20 protein-coding genes and 1 pseudogene are annotated in these 26,279 nt (G+C 36.0%); 16 read left to right on the forward strand and 5 right to left on the reverse strand.

The genetic code is table 11. The features are described from left to right. Nucleotide 1 precedes the first annotated feature (1 nt). From ACFYKX_RS20995 to ACFYKX_RS21005, 3 genes are all read left to right on the forward strand, one after another. Nucleotides 2-565 (forward strand): sugar O-acetyltransferase, encoded by a 564-nt coding sequence (locus ACFYKX_RS20995; RefSeq protein WP_389363280.1) that lies wholly within the window; start codon nucleotides 2-4, stop codon nucleotides 563-565. 174 nt (nucleotides 566-739) lie between these two features. Next, entirely contained in the window at nucleotides 740-1,372 is a 633-nt protein-coding gene (locus ACFYKX_RS21000; protein ID WP_389363282.1) for a DUF1349 domain-containing protein, read from the forward strand. Between the two features lie 275 nt (nucleotides 1,373-1,647). Beyond that, the gene (locus ACFYKX_RS21005; protein WP_389363284.1) at nucleotides 1,648-2,196 is read left to right on the forward strand and encodes a GNAT family N-acetyltransferase; all 549 of its coding nucleotides are present in this window, start codon (nucleotides 1,648-1,650) and stop codon (nucleotides 2,194-2,196) included. Between the two features lie 238 nt (nucleotides 2,197-2,434). On the opposite strand, the gene ACFYKX_RS21010 is transcribed toward ACFYKX_RS21005, so the two are convergent. Beyond that, nucleotides 2,435-2,977 (reverse strand): GbsR/MarR family transcriptional regulator, encoded by a 543-nt coding sequence (locus tag ACFYKX_RS21010; protein WP_389363286.1) that lies wholly within the window; start codon nucleotides 2,975-2,977, stop codon nucleotides 2,435-2,437. A 257-nt stretch (nucleotides 2,978-3,234) separates the two neighbouring features. Between ACFYKX_RS21010 and proV the strand changes: the two genes are divergently transcribed. From proV to ACFYKX_RS21040, 6 genes are all read left to right on the forward strand, one after another. Continuing rightward, nucleotides 3,235-4,479 carry a glycine betaine/L-proline ABC transporter ATP-binding protein ProV gene (proV, locus tag ACFYKX_RS21015; protein WP_389363288.1) on the forward strand — a complete coding sequence of 415 codons (1,245 nt, stop codon included), beginning with the start codon at nucleotides 3,235-3,237 and terminating at the stop codon, nucleotides 4,477-4,479. Nucleotide 4,480: 1 nt separating this feature from the next. Then, a complete protein-coding gene (locus tag ACFYKX_RS21020) occupies nucleotides 4,481-5,329 on the forward strand; it encodes an ABC transporter permease (protein WP_389363291.1) in 849 nt (282 codons plus the stop codon). After that, nucleotides 5,329-6,216, forward strand: a complete 888-nt coding sequence (locus tag ACFYKX_RS21025; RefSeq protein WP_389363293.1) for a glycine betaine ABC transporter substrate-binding protein — start codon at nucleotides 5,329-5,331, stop codon at nucleotides 6,214-6,216. Before ACFYKX_RS21020 ends, ACFYKX_RS21025 begins: the two co-directional genes overlap by 1 nt. Before the next feature lie 232 nt (nucleotides 6,217-6,448). Then, on the forward strand, nucleotides 6,449-6,658 hold the full coding sequence (locus tag ACFYKX_RS21030) for a hypothetical protein (RefSeq protein ID WP_389363295.1): 210 nt from the start codon (nucleotides 6,449-6,451) through the stop codon (nucleotides 6,656-6,658). A gap of 208 nt (nucleotides 6,659-6,866) precedes the next feature. Beyond that, on the forward strand, nucleotides 6,867-8,834 hold the full coding sequence (locus tag ACFYKX_RS21035; RefSeq protein ID WP_389363296.1) for an ABC transporter permease subunit: 1,968 nt from the start codon (nucleotides 6,867-6,869) through the stop codon (nucleotides 8,832-8,834). Between the two features lie 233 nt (nucleotides 8,835-9,067). Then, the gene (locus ACFYKX_RS21040) at nucleotides 9,068-11,296 is read left to right on the forward strand and encodes an ABC transporter permease subunit (protein WP_389363298.1); all 2,229 of its coding nucleotides are present in this window, start codon (nucleotides 9,068-9,070) and stop codon (nucleotides 11,294-11,296) included. 51 nt (nucleotides 11,297-11,347) lie between these two features. Here ACFYKX_RS21040 and ACFYKX_RS21045 read toward each other — a convergent pair whose 3' ends face one another. Both ACFYKX_RS21045 and ACFYKX_RS21050 read right to left on the reverse strand, forming a co-directional pair. Continuing rightward, on the reverse strand, nucleotides 11,348-11,794 hold the full coding sequence (locus ACFYKX_RS21045) for a MarR family winged helix-turn-helix transcriptional regulator (protein ID WP_389363300.1): 447 nt from the start codon (nucleotides 11,792-11,794) through the stop codon (nucleotides 11,348-11,350). A 14-nt stretch (nucleotides 11,795-11,808) separates the two neighbouring features. Beyond that, nucleotides 11,809-12,285, reverse strand: a complete 477-nt coding sequence (locus ACFYKX_RS21050) for a glutathione peroxidase (RefSeq protein WP_389363301.1) — start codon at nucleotides 12,283-12,285, stop codon at nucleotides 11,809-11,811. Nucleotides 12,286-12,487: 202 nt separating this feature from the next. Here ACFYKX_RS21050 and ACFYKX_RS21055 point away from each other — a divergent pair. After that, nucleotides 12,488-13,931, forward strand: a pseudogene (locus ACFYKX_RS21055) (DHA2 family efflux MFS transporter permease subunit). Nucleotides 13,932-14,027: 96 nt separating this feature from the next. Here the strand turns inward: ACFYKX_RS21055 and brnQ are convergent. Then, nucleotides 14,028-15,350 carry a branched-chain amino acid transport system II carrier protein gene (gene brnQ, locus ACFYKX_RS21060; RefSeq protein ID WP_389363303.1) on the reverse strand — a complete coding sequence of 441 codons (1,323 nt, stop codon included), beginning with the start codon at nucleotides 15,348-15,350 and terminating at the stop codon, nucleotides 14,028-14,030. A gap of 145 nt (nucleotides 15,351-15,495) precedes the next feature. Then, on the reverse strand, nucleotides 15,496-16,326 hold the full coding sequence (locus tag ACFYKX_RS21065; protein ID WP_389363305.1) for a TetR/AcrR family transcriptional regulator: 831 nt from the start codon (nucleotides 16,324-16,326) through the stop codon (nucleotides 15,496-15,498). A 107-nt stretch (nucleotides 16,327-16,433) separates the two neighbouring features. On the opposite strand from ACFYKX_RS21065, the gene ACFYKX_RS21070 reads away from it, so the two are divergent. The 6 genes from ACFYKX_RS21070 to ACFYKX_RS21095 all read left to right on the forward strand — a co-directional run bounded on the left by ACFYKX_RS21070 (nucleotide 16,434) and on the right by ACFYKX_RS21095 (nucleotide 26,114). Continuing rightward, nucleotides 16,434-19,520 (forward strand): efflux RND transporter permease subunit, encoded by a 3,087-nt coding sequence (locus tag ACFYKX_RS21070; RefSeq protein WP_389363306.1) that lies wholly within the window; start codon nucleotides 16,434-16,436, stop codon nucleotides 19,518-19,520. Between the two features lie 395 nt (nucleotides 19,521-19,915). Next, on the forward strand, nucleotides 19,916-21,238 hold the full coding sequence (locus ACFYKX_RS21075; RefSeq protein ID WP_389363308.1) for an ABC transporter substrate-binding protein: 1,323 nt from the start codon (nucleotides 19,916-19,918) through the stop codon (nucleotides 21,236-21,238). A gap of 168 nt (nucleotides 21,239-21,406) precedes the next feature. Beyond that, nucleotides 21,407-22,267 carry a carbohydrate ABC transporter permease gene (locus ACFYKX_RS21080; protein WP_389363310.1) on the forward strand — a complete coding sequence of 287 codons (861 nt, stop codon included), beginning with the start codon at nucleotides 21,407-21,409 and terminating at the stop codon, nucleotides 22,265-22,267. Further along, a complete protein-coding gene (locus ACFYKX_RS21085; protein ID WP_389363312.1) occupies nucleotides 22,267-23,085 on the forward strand; it encodes a carbohydrate ABC transporter permease in 819 nt (272 codons plus the stop codon). The genes ACFYKX_RS21080 and ACFYKX_RS21085 overlap by 1 nt, the downstream gene beginning before the upstream one ends. A gap of 272 nt (nucleotides 23,086-23,357) precedes the next feature. Continuing rightward, entirely contained in the window at nucleotides 23,358-25,016 is a 1,659-nt protein-coding gene (locus ACFYKX_RS21090; RefSeq protein WP_389363314.1) for a glycoside hydrolase family 13 protein, read from the forward strand. Nucleotides 25,017-25,394: 378 nt separating this feature from the next. Next, nucleotides 25,395-26,114 carry a YebC/PmpR family DNA-binding transcriptional regulator gene (locus ACFYKX_RS21095; RefSeq protein ID WP_389363316.1) on the forward strand — a complete coding sequence of 240 codons (720 nt, stop codon included), beginning with the start codon at nucleotides 25,395-25,397 and terminating at the stop codon, nucleotides 26,112-26,114. Nucleotides 26,115-26,279: the final 165 nt, after the last annotated feature.

A 26,279-nucleotide genomic window follows, 5' to 3' on the forward strand; every position in this document is an offset into this window, starting at 1 on the left:
TATGAAAACTGAAAAAGAAAAGATGCTGGCTGGAGAAATGTACGATCCTGCTGACCCAGTTTTATTGAAGGAACGTATGGAAGTCCGACGCAAAGTTAGGAAATATAATGAAGCTTTAGAAACTGAGGGAGAAAATCGAAAAAGTTTATTAAAAGAAATACTTGGTTCAACGGGGGAAAATGTATATATGGAGCCTAATATACGTTTTGATTATGGGTATAACACTCACGTAGGAGAAAACTTCTTTGCAAACTTTGACTGTACCATTTTAGATGTATGTGAAGTTCGATTTGGCGATAATTGCATGCTTGCACCAGGCGTACAAATCTACACAGCAACACACCCACTCCATCCAACTGAGCGGAATTCAGGTAAAGAGTATGCAAAACCAATTACTTTTGGAAACAATGTATGGATTGGTGGAAATGCAGTTATTAACCCAGGAGTTAAGGTAGGAGACAATGTTGTAATTGCATCAGGTGCTGTCGTTACGAAAGATGTTCCAGAAAATGTAGTGGTAGGTGGGAATCCAGCAAGAATCATTAAACAAATTGAATTAAGGTGAAATTTTTAAGGGAGCATTTCTTCTAGAAGGGAAATGCTCTTTCTAATTGAATTTATATATAAATGAATATTAAAATTGTTCAAAAAATCTACTAGTTAACTAGAACTGCTCTTTATGATTACTAAAAGTTTAAAATATATAATCAATAAAAAGACTTTTGAATGGAGAAATGACATGAACAAAAACTGGATTCTATATGAGGATTTTAAAGGGGAAAGTTTGAGTGACATTCTAAAGTGGCGTTGCGAACCAAGCAACTGGCATGTTAATTCTTCAAAACTGATACTAGAAACGGACGAAGGAACAGATTATTGGCAAAAAACTCATTACGGCTTTCAGGTGGATAATGGACATTTTCTGTACACAGAGACTATGAAAAATTTTAGAATGACAACAATGGTAGAAGCCTTTCCAAAATCAAAGTATGATCAAGCAGGCTTAATGATTCGATTCTCAAAGGATGTATGGGTGAAAACATCTTTAGAATACATACCAAATGGTTTAAGTAAGCTTGGAGCAGTAGTGACAAACCGAGGATATTCTGATTGGTCAACTCAATATGTAGATTGTAAGGATATAAAATTATACTATCGAATTTCTAAAATTGAACAAAATTGTTATGTTGATTTCTCATGGAATGGAGAAGTATGGAATCAAATAAGAATTGCTCACTTAGATATCCAATCAGATTCTACTATTAAAGCAGGAGTGTATGCATGTAGCCCTCAAGGAGAAAAACAAAAAGTACGTTTTAGTTTTCTTACAATAGAAGAACTTGGTAATGACCCAAATGAAGCGTATATTTAAGGTCAATAGGTTTGGGAAATTTAAATAGCGCACATATCCCTTTTTCAACTTGTTAAAAAAAGAAAATGTCCGGAGGAAGAAAAATTTTAGAAGAGCTCTTAAATAAGGCTGGATTCTAAACTATACTCAAATTAATTGAAGAATCATATTGGGGAAGACCTACAAAATGAATATCAATGATATCAAAGAACAAATTCTTTAGATTGTTTTTCGGGAATGATTATAGAGGAATCTAGTTTAATGACTAAGTCCCCTGTAATCAAGGAGGAGTTTACTTGGATTTTTTTACTACTGATAAATGGAACGAAACATTATGGAAAAAGGCTAAGGGGATCTATCTAGATGCATTCGGCGACAAGGGTGGGAAGCCTGAGAAAATAATTAAAAACATGTTTTCCAAAGGTATTTGTAATCTTCATGTTTGGGTGGAAGCGGATAGTGCCGTTGCAATGGCTCTAACTGGTAGGGTACAGAGAACTCCTATTTTGTTAATTGATTATTTAGCGGTTAGGCGGGAACTACAGGGAAAGGGAATTGGACTTCTCTGTGTCGGAAAATTAAAGGAGTGGGCGCTTTCTATGAAATTTGAAGGTATCCTTCTTGAGGCAGAAAGTGAAGAAACGCCTGATAATCTGGCAAGAATCCGTTTTTGGAAGAAAGGTGGATTCGAAATTCTAGACGATTACACGCATCACTATATTTGGGTTCCGGAACCGTACAAGGCGATGTGGCATCCCCTAAAAGCAGATACAGTACCGATGAACGGTGGGAGGGAGGCCTTCGGTTATATTACAGCATTTCACAAGGAATCATTTCGAAAGTAGTGAGAAATTGAAATGATCTTTGGGGGGGCCATGAAGTAAAATTATGATGAATCTCCATTAAACTAGGACTGCTAATGATCATTGGCAGTCCTTTAATGTTAGCTCATCATGAGCGATATTTTATATTTGAAGTGGACGTAAAATTAGAAAAAATATTTGTTAATGGAAGTACAATCATAGCACTATAACGTTTTTATAGTATTAATATTGCGTTGAAAGAGGTGCTCCTTCTCCCTACTTACTCCTTCTTCTTTTCAATCGGAATGAAGTCTAATATCTCCTTTGTTTCGAAACTGTCGATAAGCCTGTTTTGCCAATCGTAATAGTCGATTCTATCTTCTAGCTTCTTAAGATCTAATAAGGCTTGTTCACGAACTTCATCAGATGTCTCAGGATTAGCAATAAGTTCCTTCAATTTAGAAATAGATTTTTCCATTGCAGTACCATTCATCGTGATTGCTGTTCTCCATTTGATTGTGAAGTAATCAAAGAAGCATTGATACCAATCTTCTTTGATTGTATATAAATCCTTCCTTTCCCCTTTTACCCAAACCTTTTCCACCATATTTAAATCCAGTAAGCTTCTAACCGAAGTACTCATACTTGTTTTACTCATCCCGAGTTCTTCCTTCATTTCATCAAGTGTAAGCGGTTTATCGGAATAAAAAAGGAGACCATATAATCGGCCAGCTGAGGGGGTAATGCCGTACAGATTCATATTTTGAGCTATCGCATCTATAACCATCGTTCTGGTTTTATCTAATATTTCATTGTCTTTCATCTATCTCACATCCAATATTAGTTGTTAGGACTGTTCAGATTCTAGACTACATATTCGTGAGGGAAAAGTAAAGTCCTCGCCCATGAAGGAATATGGAGCATATAGGAGTATTTTTAAGTAAATTTACTGTATTATTCGTACAGTTTTTTCTGTACGTATTATATAAACGATTATCACTGAATATGCGGTTTGAACTGAAATAAGCAAAAAGGCTATAATTAAAAAGTCCAAAGTGGCAAATTGAATGAGGTGAAAGAATGGAAGATAATAATATAAAAATCAAAGTCAGCGGTGTAACCAAGATCTTTGGTAAATCACCTAAAAAGGCTTTGCAGCTAATAAAGGACGGTAAATCCAAAGAGCAAATATTAAAGGAAACAGGTTCAACAGTTGGGGTGAATCAAGCATCCTTTGATGTAAAGGCTGGCGAGATATTCGTTATCATGGGTTTATCTGGTAGTGGGAAATCTACCTTAGTAAGATTGTTGAATCGTCTTATTGAACCTACATCTGGCCAAGTACAAATTGATGGCAAAGATGTAGTGAAGATGAATAAGGAAGAATTAAGGGAAGTAAGAAGAAAGAAAATAAGCATGGTCTTTCAAAAATTTGCCTTGTTTCCACATAAAACAGTGCATGAGAACACAGAGTACGGTTTAGAAATTCAAGGTGTGGAAAAAAGTGAAAGAAGTACAAAAGCTTTAGAAGCATTAGAATTGGTAGGTCTGAAGGGGTATGAGAATCAGTACCCAAGTCAATTAAGTGGTGGTATGCAACAACGTGTGGGACTAGCGAGAGCACTGGCAAATGATCCTGATGTACTTTTAATGGATGAAGCATTTAGCGCATTAGATCCATTGATTCGAAAAGACATGCAGGATGAGTTGCTAGAATTACAATCTACCATGGAAAAAACGATTGTATTTATTACCCACGATTTAGATGAAGCCCTTCGTATTGGTGACAGAATTGCCCTTATGAAGGATGGGAATATCGTACAAATAGGAACACCAGAAGAAATATTAATGAATCCTTCAAATGAATATGTTGAGAGATTCGTAGAGGACGTTGATCTTTCAAAAGTACTAACTGCCGGGCATGTTATGAAGCGTGCTGAGACCGTTCAAGTGGATAAAGGCCCTCGTGTGGCCCTTAAACTAATGAAAGATCTAGGAATCTCTTCTATCTATGTTGTCGATAAGCAGCAAAATCTTCTCGGAGCAATTACTGCTAAAGATGCTTCAAGAGCAGCAGAATCAAATCATCCATTAGATGTTTATTTAGATAAGAACATTAATGTGGTTGGAACAGAAACGTTATTAATCGATTTATTTGAAATCGTATCATCTGCAAACATTCCTGTTGCTGTTACAGATGAGAAAAATAGATTAAAAGGTATTCTCATCAAAGGTGCAGTGATTGGTGCCCTTACGGGTAATGAGCAATATATAAATGAGGTTGCTGAACCTGAGGTAGCAGCAGCGGCTAAGGAGGTGTTGTAAAATGGAAGGAATTTTACCGAAGCTTCCTTTAGCAAGTTGGATAGATGTCTTGGTTGATTGGATGACTGCAACATTTGGTGGATTGTTTGATGGCATATCCGCTGGGGTTGATTTCTTTGTTGAAGGAATTGTCGCAGGGTTAGGCTTTATCCCTTCGATTTTACTAATTATTCTTGTAAGTTTACTAGCTTGGAAGGTTTGTAATTGGAGAATTGCTTTATTTGCATTACTAGGTTTATTTCTTATTGATAACTTAGGATATTGGGAAGACATGTTAGAAACGGTGGCTCTTGTATTAACAGCTGTTCTAATTTCCATCGTGATTGGGATTCCAGTAGGGATTTGGGCATCACAAAGTGAAAGAGCAAGACAGGTAGTCACACCTATTCTTGATTTTATGCAGACTATGCCAGCTTTCGTTTACTTACTACCAGCTATCTTTTTCTTCAGTATAGGGGTAGTACCTGGGGTTGTAGCATCTGTCATTTTTGCAATGCCGCCAACCATTCGTCTAACCATCCTTGGAATTCAGCAGGTACCAGCAGATTTAATTGAGGCAACAGAAGCATTTGGCTCTACAACCAAGCAAAAGCTTTTAAAAGTACAACTACCACTTGCCATGCCAACCATTATGGCAGGAATTAATCAAAGTATCATGTTAGCTTTATCAATGGTAGTTATCGCTTCCATGGTTGGAGCTCCTGGACTCGGTACGGAGGTTTATCGTGCTGTTACGCAAATTAAGACAGGTGTAGGGTTTGAGGCTGGTCTAGCCATAGTTGTAATAGCTATTATACTAGACCGCATTACTCAAAATATAGGTAAGAAAAAACAAGGGGGAACAGCTTAATGTTAAAAAGATTAGTAGGAGCAACATCAGCACTAGCACTAACGATTGGTTTAACTGCTTGCGGAGGAGAGGAAGCAGGAAGTTCATCTAGTTCTGTAGGAGAACAGCTTGATTATGAGATTGTGGGAATTGACCCAGGTGCAGGATTAATGAAAATTACGATTGATCAAGTCTTACCTGAGTATGGACTTGATGATTGGGAAGTAGTAGAAGGATCTGGAGCTGCTATGACAGCTGCATTGAAGAAGGCATATGATAAAGAGGAGCCAATCATCATAACTGGTTGGAGCCCACACTGGAAATTTGCTAGCTACGACTTAAAATACTTGGAAGATCCAAAAGGCATTTATGGTGGAGCAGAAGATGTTAACACAATTGTCCGCCAAGGATTAAAGGAAGATCATCCGGATGCTTATAAGCTTCTAGATCAATTTAACTGGGAGCCAAAACATATTGAAACCGTTATGAATTCAATTCAAGAAGGTAGTGAACCTGCTGAAGCAGCAGCTGGGTGGGTTAGTGAAAATTCAGATTTAGTTAGCACTTGGACTGAAGGTGTTAACGAGGTTGACGGTAAAGAGTTAAAGATGCTCTATGTAGCTTGGGATGATGTAATCGCTAGTACTCATGTTGTAGAAAACGTGCTTGAAAGTGTTGGATATGATGTAGAATTAGTTCAAGTTGATGCAGGTCCAATGTGGGCTGGTATCGCTGATGGCAGCGGTGATGCAATGGTAGGTGCATGGTTACCAACAACACACGCTGATTACTATGCTGAATATGAAGGTAAGTTTGAAGACCTAGGTGCAAACCTTACTGGAACGAAACTAGGATTAGTCGTACCAGCATATATGGATATTGACTCAATTGAAGATCTAAAAGAGTAAATAAAATAACTACTGAAAAGATAGCTGGAATTAAATCAGCTATCTTTTCTTTTTTCTAAATTTAATCTGTATGATTTTTACAGTAAAAAGAAGTATGATTAATACACCTTCCTTTGTTGAATTACGTACAAGCATGGTATAATAAGGCACTTATGAAAATTACAAATTCTACTTATCATTGTACGGATGCTGAGAAAAGCCTCCGTAAGTTAAGGGATTTGGAGGTGTAAGAGTGAACAAGCGATGGACGATCGGGAAAATTAAAGAATTTGTTGAGAAGAATTCCGAAAGTAAGCTACTTACAACGGAATATCACGGCTTTTCTCAGAAATTACTTTTTAGATGTGCATGTGGTAATAACTTTGAAAAGACCTTTACCAAGTTTAAAAATAATCACCAGCGCAAATGTGATGTATGCCAACCATCCAAAGAATCTCGCTAACCGTATAGAGATTTAATAAATGCTGATTTTATATAAAGTAGACGGCATTTGCTCAAAAATAAAGAGCGTTAATCCAACTTGGATTAACGCTCTTATTTTATAGACCCACATTCATATTTTGAAAACAAATGGAAAAAATGTTTGATTTTTACAAAAATTACAATTATATTAAATTAATATTATAGTGTTTTTACAGAGGGGTGGTTCTATGCTTTTATTATTGAACAAAATGCTGAGGAGTCTCATTCTTGTAATTCTCGCTTCAGCCATAATTGTCTATTTTGTTTTTTTGTCTACTGGTATGATTTTTATGGGCGGCCCTGATGGAGTGTTTAAGGTTGCTTTTGACTATTATCGTGATTTAATCGTAAACCATTCACTAGGGTTTAATATACGTAAAGCTCCTGTAATTGAAGTGGTCCCCGAAGCTCTTATAAAAAGTTTAAAGCTTATTATTCCTTCATTCGTCATCAGTATTGTGTTGGGGATACTTTTAGGAATTATTCACTTTATTGTTAGAGAAAGAAAAATCCAAAGTAGTTTGCATAAAATTAACAGCACCCTCTTTGGAACAGTTCCAGACTTTTTTATTTTAATTACGGTGCAATATATCCTGTTGCTATTAATGAGGGCACAGCTGCTTGAACTTGATATATTTGGTGATGAAACCTGGTTCCATATTTTATTTCCTATGATTGTTCTCAGTATAACTCCTACCTTTTACATCTCGAACATCACCTACCATTCTTTACTAATCGAAAAAGATAAGGACTATGTAAGGACTGCTCTGTCCAAAGGAACTGGCCAATTTGCTATTACCTTGAAACATTTGCTCTGGAATGCTTGGCCAACCATTCTTAGTTATACACAGACACTCATGTTAATTATTATTAGCAGTTTGCCGATCATCGAAAGACTATGCTTTTATAGGGGGGCAGGACATCATCTCATCCTGGCCATTAAGGAAAAAGATACATATTTAATATTAGGAATGCTTTTGCCTTTTCTTGTTCTCGTATTAATTAGCTTATGGATTACAGATATTATAAAGTTCTTTATTGTTCCCACCAGTCTAGAGCGTGAATTATCTGAGGATACGATATCTAAATCCAATAAATTTAGGACGGTCAAGGCAGTATATCATTTTCTTAAAACATTCCCTTATAAGAAAACAGCTAAGTTCGTATATAAAATTAGTAAGGAAAATCCTTCGTTTGCTATCGGGTCATTCATATTGGCAGTGATGATTATATTGGCTGTACTTGGGCCGATTTTGCCTTTCGTTGACAGTAAATTAGAAGGGTTTGGAGTTAAATATGGTGAGGATGGAAAGTTAATAAGGGCTCCTCTTCCACCGGGTGATGGATACTGGTTTGGGACGGATCGAGAAGGACGTGATTTATTCAGTAAAATTGTATTAGGAGCTAGAGAAACCCTTACAGAGTTAACCATCATTGTTATTATTCGATTTGTCATTAGTATTCCTTTCGGGTATTTGGCTTCCGTACATAAAGGGGCAAGAGATTTGCTTGGTTTCACCAACAGCATGCTATCGTTTTTGCCAACGATTCTATTGGTTATGTTAGTCAGTAGTATGCCATCTATAATAGAGTCTTATAGTCGTTACCCTCTATTGGTAACTACCATTGCCCTTTTAGATGTAGGAAGAATTGCTGAAATTATGAGGCAAGAATTCACGAAGATTAATAAGACGGACTATTTTGTAGCGGCAGTTTCCATGGGTACGGGCTGGTATGACATAATTACCAGATATTACATTCCAAATATCTATCAGAAGATTATTTATATTTTTATCAGTGACATGTCGCGAATTATGGTTCTGCTTGGCGGTCTTGGTATTTTAGGAGTCTTCTTAGCGCAAAACATGGTATATACTCCAGAAAGAGGATACTTTGCAATGAGTCTGACACATACTTGGCCATCATTGCTCTCAAACTCTTTATATGACATACAAATAGCACCATGGCTACTCTTCTACCCATCCTTATTCATTGCTCTTACCATTATTGGTCTAAATTTATTCGGTGCAGGTTTGAAGGATTTCATGGAAAAACGGAAGATCGATAAGCAAAAACAAGAGGCTGATGAAACTGAGTATGGTTCTTCAGGAAAAGGATGGGCTACCCCTGCTCAAAAAGGGAACGTAGGTGTATAAGGTTATCGGTTGTCATTACTAAAAACAAAGGAACTCATCTACAGATATTTCAATAGGTGAGTTCCTTTTTATCTTCCATTTAGATAAAAATGTTAGCTCAAAAGGACCTTATTCCTTTCCTCTATGCGATATTTTGTCAAAAGTAATTGGTTGATTTTTACAAATTTAACATATATATTAAATTTATGTTAAAAATTTGAATTTTTGAATTCTTTAGAGAGGTGGTAAATTTATTGCTCTTACTAATGTCAAAGATGCTAAGAAGTTTCTTTCTTCTTCTTCTAGCTACTATTCCTATTGTGTATTTAGTGTTTATATCTACTGATATAGAACTCTTTCTAAATAGAACGGATTGGAGTGTTATGTCTCAAGCAATCATTGATTATTATCGAGAAATGATTAGTAATCAGTCACTGGGATTAGTGAAGGAACGTTCAGTCCCTGTAGAGGAAGTTGTTCCAGAGATGTTTTGGAAAAGCTTAAAAATTATTGTTCCGGCTTATTTCATCAGTATCGTTTTTGGTATTATCTATGGCATTATTCATTTTATTGTTAGAGAGAGAAAGGTTCAGGGGAAACTACATCAACTAAACTATCTCCTTTTTGGTACTGTACCAGATTTTTTCCTGTTAATTATGGCTCAATATGGACTTGTGTTACTATTGCATGCAGGTTTCATTAATAAGCTAGATTTATTTGGTGACCAGTCTTTGTTCAATATCATTTTTCCTGTAACAATTATTAGTATCATTCCGTTCTTTTACATTGCAAATATTACTTACCATTCGTTGTTAAATGAAAGTAACAAAGACTATGTAACGACGGCTTTCTCTAAAGGAACAAAATCACTTGTCATTACATTAAAGCATATGCTTTGGAATGCGTGGCCTACTATTCTTAGTTACACGCAAACGATCATGTTAATCATTATTAGTAGCTTACCAATTATTGAACGATTAACTTTTTATCAAGGTGGAGCCGGGCACCATTTAATTCTGGCAATAAAGAACGATGATCCATATTTAACCTTGGGACTACTAGTTCCTTTTCTACTATTAGTTTTACTAAGTTTATGGGTGACTGATATTATTAAACTATTTTTTATCCCTTCTAGCCTTGACCAAGAACTAGCGGAAGACACTATATCTAAAGTCAATAGATTTAAGGCTATCAAGAGCGTATATAATTGGATCAAGATTTTTTCACTTAGAAAAATGGCTAGAACTGTCCTTGATTTTTCTAAGGAAAAACCGATTCTTACTTTGGGTTTATTCGTTTTGGCAGGAATGGTTATCATGACCATTAACAATCGAATTCAGCCTCATTTAGAAACAGAAGGGAATAATAGAGTTATATATATTGGTTTAGCTATTTTATTATTTTTATTTTTAATAGGATTCTTTAGGTTTTGTAAAAAATATTTTAAAATGTTCCGTTTTAAGAGGGTTACACCTAAGAACATCCTTATCTTCATGAGGCAAAACCCCTTTTTTGTTATTGGTGGTTTTATCCTAACCGGTCTCGGTTTCATGGCAATCATTGGGCCACATCTTCCTTTTGTTGATACTGAATTAGAGGGTTTTAGGCTACGTTACGATGAAGATGGTAAATTGCTTAAGGCTCCTCTTTCACCTGGGGATGGTTATTGGTTTGGTACCGATCGAGAAGGCCGTGATCTATTGAGCATCATTATCCTTGGGGCAAGAGAAACGTTAACGGAATTAGTCATAATTGTGCTTCTGAGATTTGCCATTAGTATCCCGCTTGGGTATTTTGCTACCGTTCAAAAAAGTACAAGGAAGCTTCTTGTTTTCTTAAACAGTTTGCTTTCCTTCTTACCAACCATTATTTTAGTCATGATTATTGGAAACCTACCATCTCTAAGAGAGTCTGATAGTCGTTACGTAACCATGTTGATTGTTATTGCCCTATTAGATATAGGTAGAATTAGTGAGATCATGAGACAGGAATTTACGAAAATCAATAAGACTGATTATTTGGTAGCATCCATGGCCATTGGAACCAGTTGGTATAAGAAGATTGTTAGATATTACATTCCAAATATCTATCAAAAACTCATTTATATTTTCATCAGTGATATGTCACGAATTATGGTTCTTCTCGGTGGATTGGGAATAGTAGAGGTATATCTAGCCCAAGATATGGTATGGGACGTAAACGAGTGGGGGTTTGTCGCTGTGAGCCAGACATTTACTTGGCCTTCCTTACTTGGTAACGCTATGGTAGATTTACGGACAGCACCATGGATCTTGTTCTTCCCATCACTATCAATTGCTATAATGATTATCGGTCTAAATCTATTTGGTGAAGGCTTGAAGGATCTAAAAATTACTAAGCAAAGAAATGAAACTGACTCGTCCAAGGGGTTTGGTTCTACGAAATTTCAAAACACTAAAGACCAATGGCTAATAAATGATTCTGAAAAGAAAATTAGCGTATAAAGAGGCTTTTGCACATAACAAAAGGAACTCACAATGGGTTCCTTTTGTTATTTACTTTTGTCTGCCCTTTAATTTTCTCTGAAGAAGCCTTATTTGATTCATTAATTGTTCATATTCTTGATATTCAATGTTACAAGATAACAATTCCTTCGCGACTTTTTGTGAAATATTTTCTTTTTCTTCTAAGGCTTTTGGTTGAAGAGAGACACAAACTTTTCTTTCATCTGTTGTAGAACGTTCTTTTTTTAGCCAACCGTTCATTTCCATCCTTTTAATCATTGGTGTTAAAGTGCCAGTTCCTAAGCTTAATTTTTCACCCAGCTCTTTAACAGTAAGTCCATCTTGCTCCCACAATGCCAACAATACTAAATACTGAGGATACGTGATCCCAAATGAATGAAGTACATTAGAGTATAATTTATTGAATTGGCTACTCGTTTCATATATGGCAAAACAAAGTTGGTTTTCTAAGGTCAAAAAATCATTCAAATGGCTCATCCTTCACGAAATATTTATAGTAGTTTGGTGATATCTTTTTCTATTTTAAGTGGTTCAGTGGTTGGTGCATAGCGTTTTATAACTTGCCCATTTTTATCAATGAGAAACTTAGTGAAATTCCACTTAATTTCTTTCGATAGCACACCTTTTTTCTGTTCTTTTAGGAAAGTAAAAAGAGGATCTTCATTATTTCCGTTCACGTCAACTTTTGCAAACATAGGAAAGGAGACACCGTAATTCAGCTGACAAAATTGGGTAGTTTCTTCAATATTATCATACTCTTGGTTGTTAAACTGGCTACATGGGAACCCTAAAATTTCTAAACCATTATCATTAAATTTATCATAAAGCTCTTGTAGACCCTTGAATTGATTAGTTAGTCCGCATTTACTAGCAGTATTAACAATCAGTATAGGTTTCCCTTCAAAGTCTCGTAAAGATTTTTCATCGCCATTTGTTTTTCTAACAGTGAATTCATATACAGTTTTCATCATCATTCCTCCTAATTAAATATGGTTAACTATTTAAATCGTGTACGATTTAATCTTACGCGATTAAAATGTTTATTTCAAATCTTTTTTCTCGCAGGTCATTTTAAGTGAAAAGAGGGGGCACATTTTGTATAATGGCTAAATCAATAAACCATACTTTTTAAAAACACAGGAGGATAACAGAATGAATATGGACTCTCAGATGAGTAATACGAGGGCTGGGGAAACAGAAGAATATAAGGTTGTTCCGATACTTGTCTCTTTCCTGATTGCGGGGCTTTATTGGTTTGTTTAGTGAAACAGCCTTAAATATGGCATTAGGTAGCCTAATAGAGGATTTCGGTATTCATGAGACAACCGTTCAATGGTTGACAACAGGGTATTTATTAACTTTGGGTATCTTGGTTCCAGTTTCCGGATTAATCCTACAATGGTTTACTACTCGACAACTATTTATCGTTTCACTTGCCTTTTCGATTGTAGGTACCTTTATTGCAGCGGTTGCTCCAACTTTTTCTATCTTAATGGTTGCTCGAGTTGTGCAGGCAATGGGGACAGCTCTCATGTTGCCATTGATGTTCAACACGATTTTAATGATTATTCCTCCGTATAAGCGTGGAAAAATTATGGGGCTGTTAGGTCTTGTTATTATGTTTGCTCCTGCTGTAGGACCGACTATCTCAGGTCTTGTCCTTGAGACCCTTTCATGGCACTGGATTTTTTGGATATCGCTACCGTTTTTAGTTGCTGCACTTATATTTGGTACTATATTTATGCAAAATGTTACGATCCCTACGAAACCTAAGATTGATATAACCTCCATCGTATTATCGACGATTGGATTTGGTGGGATTGTTTACGGATTTAGTAGTGCTGGTGAAGGTGGAGGCTGGGGAGATCCGATTGTCATAATTTCTATTGCGGTTGGAACTCTATCATTAGTTATTTTCTGTGTACGTCAAACTAAAATGAGCCAACCTATGTTAAATCTAAATGCTTTTAAATACCCAATGTTTGTCGTAGGGTTACTGCTCGTTCTAACTTGTATGATGGTTATATTATCTTCTATGATTTTGCTGCCTTTATACTTACAGACTTCTCTTGCTTTAAGTACATTTGCAGCTGGGCTTCTACTCCTTCCAGGTGGAGTGATAAATGGTTTGCTTTCTCCTATTATGGGAAGTTTATTTGACCGTTTTGGTCCTAAATGGTTAGTGATTCCAGGTCTTGTCCTTGTAACCGTGTCTTTGTTAGGTTTTTCAACGATTGACTTGGAAACATCGTCAGTGTTCATTGTTTCTATGCATATTGTCTTAATGGTGGGGGTGTCGATGATTATGATGCCTGCTCAGACGAATGGGCTAAATCAGCTACCTCGTGAATTGTATCCTGATGGTACTGCCATTATGAATACTTTGCAGCAAGTAGCTGGGGCTATTGGTACAGCCGTAGCCATTTCAATTTTATCGTCGGGGGTTGAGGATTTTATGAAAAATGTGCCTGATGCAACGAATCCTCTCAATCCAATACTAGCTTTCACATCCGGAGTACAAGATGCATTTCTTTTTGCTATTGTGGTTTCAGTGATTGGGTTTATCATTAGTTTGTTTCTCAAAAGAGTCAAAGTGGAGCAACAATTATCCTAATAAAAAAAGTCCTTCTGCTCATAAAGGAGCTATGTATTATTAGTTCATGTTTTGAGCAAAAAAATGACCCAATCATTTATGGGTCATTTTTTACTTTTAGTTAGTAGTTTTTCTTGAATTCATTTGTAAAACACAACCGATCAGTACCCCGAGTAAAGCTGGAATCACCCAGCCGATGCCGATTGACTGAAGTGGAAGATAGAGAAGAAACTCTTTAATAGACTCAGCAAATGGAATTTTTGATTGTGCCAGACCGTCCAGAATACTAACGATAGACGTTAATATCAGTGTCAAACGATAGACATAGGTTGTATTTTTATAAAGTGAATGAAAAAAGGATAAAACAATTAAAACAATGGCAGGTGGATAAATCATAAGTAAAACAGGAACCGAGAAAGAAATTAATTGTGTTAATCCAACATTTGAAACAATGAAACTAAAGATTGAAAGACCCAAAACTAGCTTTGAATAAGATATCTTAAATAGCTTTGAAAAGTATTGAGAACATGCTGAAATGAGTCCAATAGATGTCGTTAAACATGCAAACGTAATGGCTGTTCCTAGTATGATCATTCCTAATGGGCCAAATAGTGTATTTGAAATACCTGATAAAATTTGTCCACCGTTATCAAAATAGCCAATTGAATCTACACTAACTGCACCCATGTATGCGAGCGATGTGTAAACAAATGCAAGTCCTATTGCCGCAATGACCCCAGCTTGAATACAAATTTTCATAATGGCTTTTTTAGGTAAGCTATGCTTATTTTGTATAGCAGAAATGAGTACAATTCCAAAAACAAGGGATGCAATGGTATCCATTGTAAAATAACCCTCTAGAAAACCTCGGAAGAATGGGCTTGTCTCATAATCATTGTTTGGTTCAGTAAATTTTCCCATAGGTGTAGTAAGCGCTTTTATAATAAGTATAGAAATGACTAGAAATAATAGTGGTGTTAACACTTTACCAATTCGATCAACAATTTTACTTGGATTGAGCGATAGCCATGCTGTTATTGAAAAATAAATAAGTGAATAGATGAAAAGAGACCATCCATTGGATGAAAGTTCTCCTAAAAATGGCTTGATTCCGACTTCAAAAGAAACCGTTCCAGTTCTAGGTATCCCAAACATGGGACCGATGGCTAGATACATTATAATAGAAAAAATAATGCCAAAAGTAGGGTGTACTTTACTAGCAAGATGCTGTAAGTCACCACCAGATTTAGCGATTGCAATGATGCCTAGAAGAGGTAGTCCAACACCAGTCAATAGGAAACCTAATAAAGCAATCCAAACATTTTCTCCAGCTAGTTGACCTAAAAGGGGCGGGAAAATCATATTACCTGCACCAAAAAAGATAGCAAATAGCATAAAGCCGATGATGAGTATTTCTTTTGATGATAAATTGTGATTCACAGTAGTTCCTCCTGAAAAAATATCTCTTACAATGGTAGCATAATTCAGAGAGAATTTTCGAAAAAGTTAAAAGTGTTTATAGTTTAGCAAAATACAAAATAAATGAGCAAAATAAAAAGGTGAGGAATACTCCCTCACCGATTCTTCAAAAATCAAAATAATTCCGTAACAAATAAGAAATCCACTTACACTGAGGATGATCCTTGATATTCTCTAATAGCCCCTTTATTATAGCTGGGCTGTATGTCTGATTCACAAGCTGTTCTTTAAGCAAGATCAAAGATTCTTTTTCGATAGGTTCCTCTATCTCGTCTATTTTCTGTACAACCATCTCCACGAGCTGTTCTTTTGAAACTTCTTCACTTTTCGGATGTTTAACGAGTTGGATAACTTCTTCTGATATAAAAGGGATAGTAGAGTGTCTCGCTAATAGATTTGTTTTCTCCACGAGTGACTTAGAAAGTATTTCTAAATCTAATGGGAGGTTGAAAAATAAAAATAAGTGCGAGTACGTATTCATAAACCCTCTAATGCAAAAAAACAAATCAAACTTTATAGGCGTAATCTCTTCCCCATACAAGCGTTCAAGCATTAGTAAGATACTTTTCCCCATCAGACTGTCGTAGTATTGAATTTTAAGAAAAAGATCGTTATTTAATGATTGTGATTGTTCTTTAATTAGAATTTTAGCGAAATCAGAATGCTTCTGAAAAGTACTATAGATCGTGTAATAAAACTCATATAACAGCTGGTCGTTGTTTGTGTTTTTGACTACATAGTCAAGGTCAGATGTGAATTGCATCATGAAGTGGTCAATCATGGCTAAAATCAATTCGTCCTTTGACTTATAAGCTAAGTAAAACGCTCCTTTAGATATCCCACAATGATCTGTAATTTGCTGTACAGAAGTAGCATCAATTCCCTGTTGAGCAAAAAGTTCTAACGCTCTTTCCATTATCAATTGTTTTTTAACCATAGATTTATTTATCACTCCTAGGTCAACGATTATTAATTGACAAATGACTGCTTAGTCATTAGTATAAATAATTGAGTCTAATTAGTCAATTAAGGGTAGGTGTAACAGTGAAAGGACTAGTCAATTTTGTTCTAAGAAATAAGTTAGCAGTATGGTTGCTTACCATTATCATCACTGCATCTGGTATTTATTCAGGGACACGAATGAACATGGAGACAATCCCAAATATATCAATTCCTTACCTTATGGTCATGGATGTATATCCTGGTGCAACTCCTGAGCAAGTCATGGAAGATGTGTCTATCCCATTAGAGAAAGCTGTAGAAAATTTAGAGGGAGTAAAATCTGTTTACTCTAATTCTTATTCTAACATGGCAAATTTACAAGTTGAATACGAATACGGAGAAGATATGGATGAGGCAAAGCGTGAATTACAATCTGCTTTAGAATCCGTGAGCTTACCAGAAGGAGCACAGGAGCCTATAATTACAGCAATTAGTATGAACATGATGCCTGTAGCTGCATTAAGTGTAAGTAGTGAGAATGAAAATATTGTTGAATTAACTTCTACGGTAGAAGAAATCCTTCTTCCGAAAATTGAGAAGATTGAAGGGGTAGCTTCTGCAACCATTACCGGTCAGCATATTGAGGAAGTAGAACTTACTTATAACAAAGCAAAAATGGAAGAGCTTGGCCTCACTGAAGAGTCAGTTAAGCAAATGATTCAAGCAAGTGACCTTGCTGTTTCATTAGGTCTTTATGAGTTTGAAGAAGGAGAACAGGCGGTAGCGGTTGATGGTAAGTTCATGACGGCTGATGAACTTAAGGAAATGTTAATTCCTGTCACACCGTCAGAAACAAACCCTGTTCCATTCGTGAAACTAGGCGATATTGCTACGATTGAACTCGTTGGGAAAGTGCAGTCAGTTTCACGTACAAATGGTAAAGATGCGATTGCCATTCAAATTATTAAAGGGCAACAAGCTAACACGGTTAGCGTTGTAAAAGAGGTAAAAGAATTAATAGAAGATGAAAAGAAGAATCTTGAAGGTATTATCATCGACGTTTCCCTTGATCAAGGTGAGCCAATTGAAAAGTCTGTACACACCATGATTGAAAAAGCATTGTTTGGTGGATTAATTGCTATATTGATTATCCTATTATTCTTACGTGATTTCAAATCTACGATTATATCAATTGTATCTATTCCAGTATCTATATTTATGGCTTTAATGATATTAAACTGGATGGAAATCACTTTAAATATTATGACGCTTGGAGCTGTTACGGTTGCTATTGGTCGTGTAATTGATGACTCCATCGTAGTTGTTGAAAATATTTATAGACGTCTACATTTAAAAGAAGAAAAATTAACAGGTCGAGCATTAATTCGTGAAGCAACGATAGAAATGTTCAAACCAATCCTTTCGTCAACCTTAGTAACGGTTGCAGTTTTCGCTCCGCTAATCTTTGTTGGTGGAATGGTTGGTGAGCTATTCACACCGTTTGCCTTAACAATGGCATTTTCGCTTGGTGCATCTTTAATTGTTGCGATTACAATTGTACCTGCACTATCTCACTTCTTATTTAAGAAGAAGCTATATAGCGAAAAAACAGAAAGCAGCCATAAAGAGGTTGGGAAATTAGCTAATTGGTATAAAGGAATCCTGGCTTGGACACTTAATCATAAAATTATTACTTCTATTATTTCTGTCGTTTTACTAGCAGGTAGCCTAGCATTAACGCCATTAATCGGTTTTAGTTTTATGGGTAGCGAAGAAGAGAAGGTGATGTACTTAACATACACACCAGCAACAGGTGAGCTAATGGAAGATACATTAGCAAACATTGAAGAAGTAGAAGATGAAATGCTTAAACGTGACGATATAGACATTGTTCAATTATCTGTAACTGAAAGCGGAGACCCGATGGCTGCGATGATGGGTGGAGGAGGAGACGGTGCGTTAATGTACCTGATCTTTGATCCTGAAATGGAGAATTTCCCAGAGGTTCGCGAAGAAATTGAAGAATACATGTTTAATATTGGTCAAACGGGAGAATGGAAGAGTCAAAATTTCACTTCCATGTCTGCATCTACAAATGAAGTTAGCTACAACTTCTACAGTGAAGATTTAGACAATCTAAATAAAGCTGTGGATATGGTAGAAGAAGTTATGAAGGAAAATGACGGATTAGAAGATGTTTCTTCAAGTGCTGAGGATGCCTACGTTGAGTATACTTTCAAAGTAGAGCAAGATGAGTTGCTCCAATATGGTTTGACAACAGGTCAAATTGTTATGATGCTAAGTCCTAATCGTACGGAAGAAATATTAACAACCGTTCAAAAAGACGGGAACGACTTAGAGGTAATTGTTCAGCAAGAACAAAAAGAACAACCAAAATCAATTGATGATATTTTAGATACTCAAGTGCCTACAGCACTGGGAACTACTATGCCACTATCGGACTTGGTTACTGTTGAGGAAGGAACTACATTAAATACTCTTTCTCGAAGTAAGGGTGAGTATCATGCAACGGTATCAGGCACCATCATTGATGCTGATATTTCAAAAGCAACTTCTGAAATAGACGAAGCCATTGATGAGTTAGAACTACCAAAAGGTGTAACTCTAGGAGTGGCAGGGGTTGCTGCTGATATGACAGAAACCTTTACTCAACTTGGATTAGCGATGCTAGCAGCGATTGCTATCGTATACTTCATCCTAGTTGTCACTTTTGGTGAAGGGGTAGCACCTTTTGCAATCCTATTCTCATTACCGTTTGCTGTAATTGGTTCCTTTGTTGGATTATTGATTGCCGGAGAAACGATTTCTGTTTCTGTTATGATGGGTCTATTAATGTTAATAGGTATCGTTGTAACAAACGCCATTGTACTGGTAGACCGTATCATTCATATGGAACGTGATGGAATGACCATGCGTGAAGCAGTTCTAGAAGCAGGTGCAACCCGTCTACGTCCAATCCTAATGACAGCAATCGCTACGATTGGTGCACTAATCCCACTAGCTGTTGGATCAGGTGGTGGAGGCGGTTTAATCTCTAAGGGTCTTGGGATTACCGTAATTGGTGGATTAGCAAGTTCGACATTATTAACATTGATTGTTGTACCAATTGTTTATGAGGTATTATCTAAGATATTTAGGAAAAATAGAAAAGAGTTACAAGAAAATTAATGATAAGCCCTACAAGAAATATCTCTTGTAGGGCATATTTTTTTGTTTTATACAAAATAGAATAGTAGGAAAGGAGAAGAATAATTTAAAGTAGGTTAACATAGAGTGTTTTTGTAGAGAAATTAGCAACTAAGATCGTAAATTTACATTGTAACTTTTTTATATTTTCTAGTTGTCAGGTAAAATGGAGTGTGCTATATTTAAATCACGGAACTTGCAATCGTTTGCATAAAGTTCTGTATTAGTAGGTTTTTATTTTTTTACAGCATTTTGAAAGCGTTTCATAAATAGTGACAAACCATTCTACATAAAGGTATTTTTTTTACCATTTGTGCAAACGTTTTCGGTGATGTAAGAGTGTAGTACTACAAAAAATATTATGGGGGTAGACATTCATGAAAGCAAAATTTTTTCCTGCAATTCTTTCGCTTGTTCTTTTACTAAGCATTGCTTTAGTGGGTTGTTCTTCAGACACAGAGACAGGTACAGAAAAAGACGACACTAATAAAGACGATGCAAGCAAAACTGAAGAAGTAACCATTGATATCTTCCAATTTAAAGTAGAATTCAAGGATCAATTTGAAGAAGTTGCAAAAGCTTATGAAGCTGAAAACGAAGGTGTTAAAATCAACATCACAACAGTTGGGGGCGGAGAAGATTACGGTGCTGCTCTTAAATCAAAATTCGCTTCTGGTAACGAACCAACGATCTACAACGTAGGTGGACCACAAGACGTTCAAGACTGGTTAGACAAACTAGCTGACCTTTCTGATACAAAAGCTGCAGGTGCTGCACTTAGCGGAACACTTGAAGGTGTAACAAAAGACGGTAAAGTATTAGGTCTTCCATATAACCAAGAGGGTTATGGATTCATTTATAACAAAAACGTATTTGAAGAAGCTGGTATTGACCCAGCTAGCATCACTAGCTACGCTGCTTTAGAAGAAGCAGTAAAAACACTAGATAGCAAAAAAGGTGACTTAGGCCTTGATGCAGTATTTGCTTTACCAGCTAAAGAAACTTGGGTAACTGGATTACACTTATCTAACGTTTTCTTAGCTCCTGAATTTGATCAAAACGTATTAACAGCATTTGATAAGCCTTCTGTAGAGTTTACTCACGGTGACGCATTCAAAAAAGTTCTTGATTTACAAAACGACTATTCAGCTCAACCAACTGTAAGTCTTGACTACTCACAACAAGTTGAGGAGTTATTCTCAACTGGTAGAGTAGCTATGATTCAACAAGGTAACTGGGCTTATGGTTCAATTGCAGGTATTGACGAAGAGTTAGCAAACAACGGAATCGGTATGCTTCCAATTCCAGTTGAAGGATACAAAGAAGATTCAGTACCAGTTGGTGTACCAATGTACTGGGCTGTAAACAGCAATAAAGATCAAGCAGAAATTGATGCAGCTAAATCATTCTTAGATTGGTTATACACTTCTGAAACTGGTAAAACTGCAGTATTAGAAGATTTCAAATTTATTCCGGCATACGATGGCTTTGATTCTAGCAAACTTACAGATCCTTTAGCGAAAGACATCTATAAGTACGCTCAAGATGGTAAAACTCTTGCTTGGACGTTCATGGGTTACCCAACTGGATGGGGACAAGAGAAGCTTGGTATTAATATTCAGAAGTATGTAAGCGGCGAAATGAAATGGGAAGATTTAGTTAAAGAATCTCAAGCTGCATGGGAAGAATCTAGAAAATAATTAAGGTACTAACCATGAGGGGAACAAAGAAACACTTTGTTTTCCTCTCTTTTTTTACAAGTTATTTCGAAGATACTTGTTAACTAGTTAAAATAATTTGGTTTAAAGGTTAATCAGTTCGTTTATGCTTTTCTTAGGTGCTAACACACCATCCAAGGAGGAATTCACATGAAAAAGGGCAATCTTTGGTACTGGCTGTTTTTGGCTCCAGTATTAATTGCTTTAGGTGTTGTCGTCATTTTACCACTATTATACGGTGTGTATTATTCTTTTACAGATTGGAATGGAATAAAGGCAACAGGGTTTGTCGGTTTTGAACACTATAAGGCATTATTTAGCGATGAAGAATTTAAAGATTCTCTATGGTTCACCACTAAATTTACGATTGTGTCCGTTTTCCTTATTAACTTTTTCGGACTATCACTAGCTTTATTAGTAACGCAAAAGTTTAGAGGAAACAAAATTTTAAGAACGATTTTCTTTATGCCAAACTTGATTGGTGGTTTGATTTTAGGTTTTATTTGGCAGTTTATTTTTATTAAAGTTTTTGCAGGAATTGGGGACTTAATGGGGGTCGAAGCTCTTAAAGGATGGCTAGCAACACCTGAAACTGGATTCTGGGCATTAGCTATTTTAATGAGTTGGCAATTAGCAGGATACATTATGGTCATTTATATTTCTTTCTTAGAAGGCGTACCTATGGAGCTCCTAGAAGCTGCTGAAATTGATGGGGCTAACACTTTCCAAAGATTCTATCACATTACGTTTCCATTAATTATGCCGGCGTTTACCGTTAGTTTATTCTTAACGCTATCGAATTCATTTAAGCTTTATGACCAGAACTTATCTCTAACGGGTGGTGGACCTTACAACTCCACTCAAATGGTTGCCATGGAAATTTATAAAACGGCGTTTGTTGAGAATTTAATGGCATCTGCACAAGCTAAAGCAGTTATCTTTTTCTTGATCGTCGCAGCTATTTCACTTACACAGGTTTACATTAACAAAAAGCGGGAGGTTGAAATGTAATGAAAAGAAACAAGCCAAAATATATAGCAATATTACTAGGAACGTTACTGGCAATTCTTTGGCTATCCCCTTTTTATTTAATGATTGTAAACTCATTTAAAACGAAAAAAGAGATTTTTACAGATACTGTTGCTTTACCCGATGTATTTACTTTTGCTAATTATGTAGAAGCGTTTGAAGGGCTAGACTTCATAAGGACATTCTTTAATTCCGTGCTTATTACAGCAGTGGCAGTTGTCGTCATTGTCATTTTTTCATCTATGGCAGCCTATGCTTTGTCACGAAGAGGCGGAAAAGTAAGTATGATTATCTTTTTCCTATTCGTAGGAGCGATGTTAATTCCTTTCCAATCGGTCATGATACCATTAGTTACGATTTTTGGGAAATTAGAATTTCTTAATCGTGCTGGACTAATCTTTATGTACTTAGGGTTTGGTGCGAGCTTATCCATATTCTTATACCATGGTACATTAAGTGGAATTTCAAAATCTCTAGACGAAGCTGCAACTATTGATGGAGCAAGTAGATTGCAAGTTTTTTGGTACATTATCTTCCCAATGTTAAAACCAGTAACCGTAACTGTTGCGATTCTAAATGTTATCTGGATTTGGAATGATTATCTATTACCTTCCCTTGTTATTAACAAGCCTGGTATGGAGACAATTCCATTAAAAATGTTCTTCTTCTTTGGAGAATATACAAAGCAATGGCACCTTGCGTTAGCGGGTCTAACTATTGCGATTATTCCAGTCATTATTGTGTACTTCTTCTTGCAGAAGCAAATTATTAAAGGAATTTCAGAAGGGTCTGTTAAGTAGAAGTTATAGCTATTCATAAAAAGCACTAACCATAGCTTTATTGGAACTATATTCTTAAATATAACAATATTTACTTTTTTTATATAAGACATAAAAAGTGTTAATACATCACGTATTTGTATCACATATTATTAGAATTGATATCTTCAGTTAGGTTGTAAGTTGCCAACTGTTTAGTGGATAAATAACAACTAGAAGAAATCCGCACAAGAGTTTTTCAAAAAATAAGCTCATAACGTGTTTCACTGACGGAATAGAAAAGAGGATTCGATATGAAACAAGTTTGGTGGAAAGAGGCAGTAGCCTATCAGGTCTATCCAAGAAGTTTTATGGACTCCAACGGAGATGGAATTGGAGATTTACAAGGTATTATTTCAAAGCTGGATTATTTAAAAGATCTTGGAATAGACGTTATTTGGATTTGTCCTATGTACAAATCACCTAATGATGATAATGGTTACGATATTAGTGACTACCAAGATATTGCACAAGACTTTGGAACGATGGAAGACTTTGATCAACTTTTAGCAGAAACACATAAACGAGGGATGAAATTAATCATTGACCTTGTTATAAACCATACGAGTGATGAACATCCATGGTTTATAGAATCACGTGAATCAAAGGAAAGTGAAAAGCGAGATTGGTATATTTGGCGAGATGAAAAAGATGGGAAAGAGCCAAATAACTGGGAAAGTATTTTCGGTGGATCTGCATGGGAGTATGATGAAAAAACAGATCAATATTTCTTGCATATTTTTTCAAGAAGACAGCCAGATTTAAACTGGGAAAACAAAGATGTTCGCTACGCACTGTACGATATGATTAACTGGTGGTTAGATAAAGGAATTGATGGATTCCGGGTAGACGCCATTAGCCATATTAAAAAAGAAGAAGGACTTACAGACCTACCAAATCCTAAAGGGTTAAAATATGTTTCTTCCTTTGATAAGCACATGAATGTAGACGGGATTCATACCTTCTTAGAAGAGTTAAGGGACGAAACGTTTGCTAAATACGATATTATGACTGTCGGCGAAGCAAATGGAGTAAAGGCTTCAGATGCTGAGCTTTGGGTCGGCGAAAAATCTGGGAAGTTCAATATGGTATTTCAATTTGAGCACTTAAGCCTGTGGGATCCGGAGAAAAAAGCGATGGATCTTGCTGATCTTAAGGCAGTCTTTACGAACTGGCAAAAAGGGTTAGAAAATAAAGGGTGGAATGCATTATTTATTGAGAACCATGATAAAGCAAGGGTTGTATCTACATGGGGAAATGATAAAGAGTTTTGGCGTGAAAGTTCAACTGCATTAGGGGCCATGTATTTCTTAATGCAGGGAACACCTTTTATTTATCAAGGCCAGGAAATCGGTATGACAAATGTACATTATAATTCAATTGAGAAATACAATGATGTAGCGACAAAGAACTTATACCGTATTAAAAAAGAAGATGGAGTTTCTGAGGAAGAAATCATGGATATCATCTGGACAACGAGCCGTGATAACTCAAGAACCCCAATGCAATGGTCGAATTCAGCAAATGCTGGCTTTTCCATTGGAAAACCGTGGCTTGATGTGAATCCGAATTATGTAGATATCAACGTTGAGAAGCAGCTCACTGATGAAGATTCCATTCTACAGTTTTATAAAAAGATGATTAGAGTGAAAAAAGAGAATAACATATTTACGTACGGAAATTACGATCTAATTTTAGAAGATCATCCGCAAATATATGCTTACACAAGGACGCTTACTGAAGACCAAGTTGTAGTTATATCAAATATATCTGAAGAACCTGCGGAATTTGAAACAGATGGATTTGAACTTGACTTCAATAAGCTAATGTTAAGCAATTATAACGTTGACGAACATTCTGCAACAAAAACTATTACATTAAACCCTTATGAAGCAAGGGTATATCGGAAGTAAGAATAGAGGCTCTGTTTTCAGGGCCTTTTTCTTGTTGGATATTAACAGGTTATTACTACTTTGTGGAATCACTAATAATACACAAGTAGATTGGCAGTCAAAAGATTGACCATATTTCCATTTCAATAAATTCTAAGGATAAAACCCTAATCGGTGTGAGGAAATATAGGTGTTTAGTTATAACCCCTTGTAGAGTATATCTCCTTACCAAGTGGATATATTTGTTACTATTAATTTGAATGTTTTAATGCTTAAACTCTTAACAACTTAAAAGATTAAGGTATAATATTATCTAGTAATATTGCACTTAGGATTGTTGTCGCAATATAACATCCTTATATTTATATAGATTCAAAATTGAAAGTGAGATGTATTTTTATGGGTCGTAAATGGAACAACATTAAGGAGAAAAAAGCCTCAAAAGATGCTAATACAAGCCGTGTATATTCAAAATTTGCACTAGAAATATACGTAGCTGCCAAACAAGGTGAACCAGATCCAGAATCAAATCAAGCTTTAAAATTTGTCCTTGAACGTGCTAAAACGTATAACGTGCCAAGGCAAATTATTGACCGTGCGATCGAAAAAGCAAAAGGTGGTACGGAAGAGAATTATGATGAGTTACGTTATGAGGGATTTGGACCAAATGGGTCTATGCTAATTGTTGATGCCCTAACTAATAACGTTAACCGTACTGCTTCAAATGTACGCGCTGCTTTTGGAAAAAACGGTGGAAACATGGGAGTAAGTGGTTCCGTTTCCTACATGTTTGATGCAACAGCGGTTTTTGGTATAGAAGGAAAGTCAGCTGATGAAGTACTAGAATTGTTAATGGAAGCCGATATTGAAGTTCGTGATATTTTAGAAGAAGAGGATTCTGTCATTGTTTATGCAGAACCTGACCAATTCCATGCGGTTCAAGAAGCGTTCAAAAACGTTGGGATCACAGAATTTACAGTTGCCGAGCTAACCATGATTGCTCAAAACGATGTTACACTTCCTGAAGATGCTCAAGTACAATTTGAAAAATTAATAGATGCACTAGAAGATCTAGAAGATGTTCAACGTGTCTATCATAATGTTGATTTAGGTGAATAATTTTTATAAGCAGACTCTACTATTGGTGGAGGTCTGCTTATTTTTATTGCAATCGTTTATGTGCAAATTTAAATTAGCATTTATAGCCTACAATCTGAAGTGGTTGAAGCAGGTTCGGGCAGGAGCGGAAGAAAAGTCGGCAATTGTTCGAAGTAGAAGCAGGTT

The organism is Cytobacillus spartinae (assembly GCF_042865285.1).
Classification (GTDB): domain Bacteria; phylum Bacillota; class Bacilli; order Bacillales; family Cytobacillaceae; genus Robertmurraya_A; species Robertmurraya_A spartinae.